The sequence below is a fragment of the Flavobacterium sp. genome, assembly GCF_044338735.1.
Classification (GTDB): domain Bacteria; phylum Bacteroidota; class Bacteroidia; order Flavobacteriales; family Flavobacteriaceae; genus Flavobacterium.
This window is the reverse complement of the sequence record NZ_JBIIWV010000241.1, coordinates 1-3,061: the sequence shown is the minus strand read 5'-3', so window position 1 is coordinate 3,061 and position 3,061 is coordinate 1. Positions and strand designations below refer to the sequence as shown.

Here is a 3,061-nt window from a genome sequence, read left to right as displayed (position 1 = left end):
CTACTTGTAATCCATTTTGTGCAATGATGTAGGTTTTAGCACCATCAACATAATACAATAATGAAATAAAAGCTGAACGATTCGGATCATATTCTATTGTTTTAACTGTAGCTGGAATTCCAACTTTAGTTCTTTTAAAATCAATAATACGATACTTTTGTTTGTGACCACCGCCTGTGTAACGCATGGTCATCTTTCCTTGACTATTTCTACCTCCAGAGTTTTTTTTCGGTGCGATCAATGAACGCTCCGGCTTATCAGTTGTAATAGTGTCAAAGCTATTCACAACTCTAAATCGCTGACCTGGGGTAATAGGTTTTAATTTTCTAACTGACATTTTCTATTAGATATTAGTATAAAAATCTATTGTTTCTCCCTCTTGAACTTGAACAACTGCTTTTTTGTAAGCATTTGTTTTCCCACTGATTAATCCACTTTTAGTGTATTTAACGTTTCTATCAGCTCTGTAGTTCATTGTATTAACTGCTACTACTTTCACACCAAAAGTTGCCTCAACAGCATTTTTAATTTGAATTTTATTAGCATTTTTATCAACTACAAAACCAAAACGGTTAAAAATTTCACCATCTTTAGTTATTTTCTCAGTTATAATAGGCTTAATTATGATGCTCATAATCTTATTATTTACTTAAATTAGCTTCAATTCCGTCTACAGCACCCTCTAAAAGAACTAAACTTTTTGCATTTAATATCGCATAAGTACTTAATTCTGAAGTAGTTACAACGCTAGACGCCTTTAAATTGCGTGACGACAAATATACATTTTTATTTGAATCGCCCAACACAAATAAAGATTTTTTATTCTCTAACCCTAAAGATTTCAATACATTAATGAAATTTTTAGTGCTTGGTGTTTCAAATGTAAAGTCTTCCACTACTACCAAATTAGACTCTTTAACTTTTAAAGAAAAAGCTGATTTACGAGCTAATCTTTTTAAGTTTTTATTTAATTTGAATGAGTAACTTCTTGGTCTTGGTCCAAAAACAGTACCTCCACCTTTAAACAAAGGGTTTTTAGCAGAACCAGCACGAGCCGTTCCTGTACCTTTTTGTTTTTTGATTTTACGAGTACTTCCAGCAACTTCAGCTCTTTCTTTAGCTTTATGGTTTCCTTGTCTTTGATTTGCTAAGTACTGCTTAACATCAAGATAAACAGCATGCTTATTAGGCTCAATTGCGAAAACTGAATCAGAAAGTTGAACTTTTCTTCCAGTTTCTTTTCCGTTGATATCTAAAACTTTTACTTCCATTACTTCTGAATGATTACATAAGAGCTTTTGTGTCCAGGAATACAACCTTTTATTACTAAAAGATTTTTCTCACTAACCACTTTTAAAACTCTAAGGTTTTGAATTGTTACATTATCTCCTCCCATTCTTCCAGCCATGCGCATTCCTTTGAATACTCTAGATGGATAAGATGAAGCTCCTACAGAACCAGGTGCTCTTAAACGGTTATGTTGACCGTGTGTGGCTTGACCAACACCGCCAAAACCATGACGTTTAACAACTCCTTGGAATCCTTTTCCTTTAGAAACTCCTAACACATCAACAAATTCACCTTCAGCAAATAAGTCAACGGCGATTACATCGCCTAATTTGTACTCTTCATCAAAACCTTTGAATTCAACGACTTTTTTCTTTGCAGCTGTTCCCGCTTTCTTAAAGTGACCTAACTCGGCCTTAATAGAACGTTTTTCAGCTTTGTCATCGAAACCTAATTGAATCGCAGAATAACCGTCTACTTCAATGGTTCTGACTTGGGTAACAACGCACGGACCACATTCAATAACGGTACATGGAACATTTTTTCCATTCTCGTCAAAGATGCTAGTCATGCCAATTTTTCTTCCGATTAACCCAGACATATAAAACTAATTAATTAATTAAACTCTTATTTATACAATAAATAGTACTCGCACACTACCTATTTTGAGGGTGCAAATATATAAATTATTTTTTAATTATCGCAAAAATAATAAGTTAAGGTAAAATTCTCTGAAAAATGAAGATTTTACAAACTAATTTTGATAAGAAAAAAACCGTAATGCTTTAAAACAACATTAACGGTTTTTTCTATATATTGCGATTTTGCAATCTAAAATTACTAAACCTTAATCTCTACTTCTACTCCGCTTGGTAATTCTAATTTCATTAAAGCATCGATTGTTTTCGAAGAAGAACTGTAGATATCTAACAGTCTCTTGTATGAATTTAACTCGAATTGCTCTCTTGATTTTTTGTTAACGTGTGGAGAACGTAATACAGTAAAAATCTTTTTGTGTGTAGGCAATGGAATTGGACCCGTCACTACAGCACCTGTACTTTTTACAGTTTTAACAATCTTCTCAGCAGACTTATCTACTAAATTATGATCGTATGATTTTAATTTTATTCTGATTTTTTGACTCATTTTCTTAAAAATTAAGCGTTACCTTTTGCTTTTTTGATTACAGCTTCTGAAATATTAGAAGGTGTTTCTGCATAATGTGAAAACTCCATTGTTGAAGTTGCTCTACCCGATGATAATGTTCTTAATGTGGTTACATATCCAAACATTTCTGATAAAGGCACATCAGCTTTGATAGTTTTAGCACCATTTCTGTCACCCATATCATTTACTTGACCTCTACGACGGTTCAAGTCACCTACGATATCACCCATGTTTTCTTCAGGAGTAATAACTTCGATTTTCATGATTGGTTCAAGAATAACTGCTCCAGCAGCACGACCTACTTCTTTGTATCCCATTTTAGCAGCTAACTCGAAAGAAAGCGCATCAGAATCCACAGGGTGGAACGATCCGTCTAATAAAGTTACTTTCAAACTATCTACTACATATCCTGCTAAAGGACCCGTTTTCATAGCTTCTCTGAAACCTTTTTCAACAGAAGGAATATATTCTTTTGGTACGTTACCACCTTTTACTGCATTAATAAACTGTAAACCATTAGGAATTTTACCATCTACTTCATCAGCTGGTTCTAATGTGAATACAATATCACCAAATTTACCACGACCACCCGATTGCTTTTTGTAAA

At 33.6% G+C, this 3,061-nt stretch carries 4 protein-coding genes and 2 pseudogenes; all 6 read right to left on the bottom strand.

Going from position 1 to position 3,061, the window contains the following annotated elements; genetic code table 11:
- Window positions 1-337, bottom strand: a pseudogene (gene rplB / locus ACIQZC_RS10760) (50S ribosomal protein L2); the annotation flags it as partial.
- 6 nt (window positions 338-343) lie between these two features.
- Complete coding sequence (gene rplW / locus ACIQZC_RS10755) at window positions 344-634, bottom strand: 50S ribosomal protein L23 (protein ID WP_396139216.1); 291 nt, start codon at window positions 632-634, stop codon at window positions 344-346.
- Between the two features lie 7 nt (window positions 635-641).
- Window positions 642-1,271: a 50S ribosomal protein L4 gene (gene rplD, locus ACIQZC_RS10750; RefSeq protein WP_396139215.1), complete on the bottom strand. Its 630-nt coding sequence runs from the start codon at window positions 1,269-1,271 to the stop codon at window positions 642-644.
- Window positions 1,271-1,888, bottom strand: coding sequence for a 50S ribosomal protein L3 (gene rplC / locus ACIQZC_RS10745; RefSeq protein ID WP_396139214.1), 618 nt, complete (start codon window positions 1,886-1,888; stop codon window positions 1,271-1,273). The genes rplD and rplC overlap by 1 nt, the downstream gene beginning before the upstream one ends.
- A gap of 239 nt (window positions 1,889-2,127) precedes the next feature.
- Window positions 2,128-2,433, bottom strand: coding sequence for a 30S ribosomal protein S10 (rpsJ, locus tag ACIQZC_RS10740; protein WP_396139213.1), 306 nt, complete (start codon window positions 2,431-2,433; stop codon window positions 2,128-2,130).
- A gap of 11 nt (window positions 2,434-2,444) precedes the next feature.
- Window positions 2,445-3,061, bottom strand: a pseudogene (gene fusA / locus ACIQZC_RS10735) (elongation factor G); the annotation flags it as partial.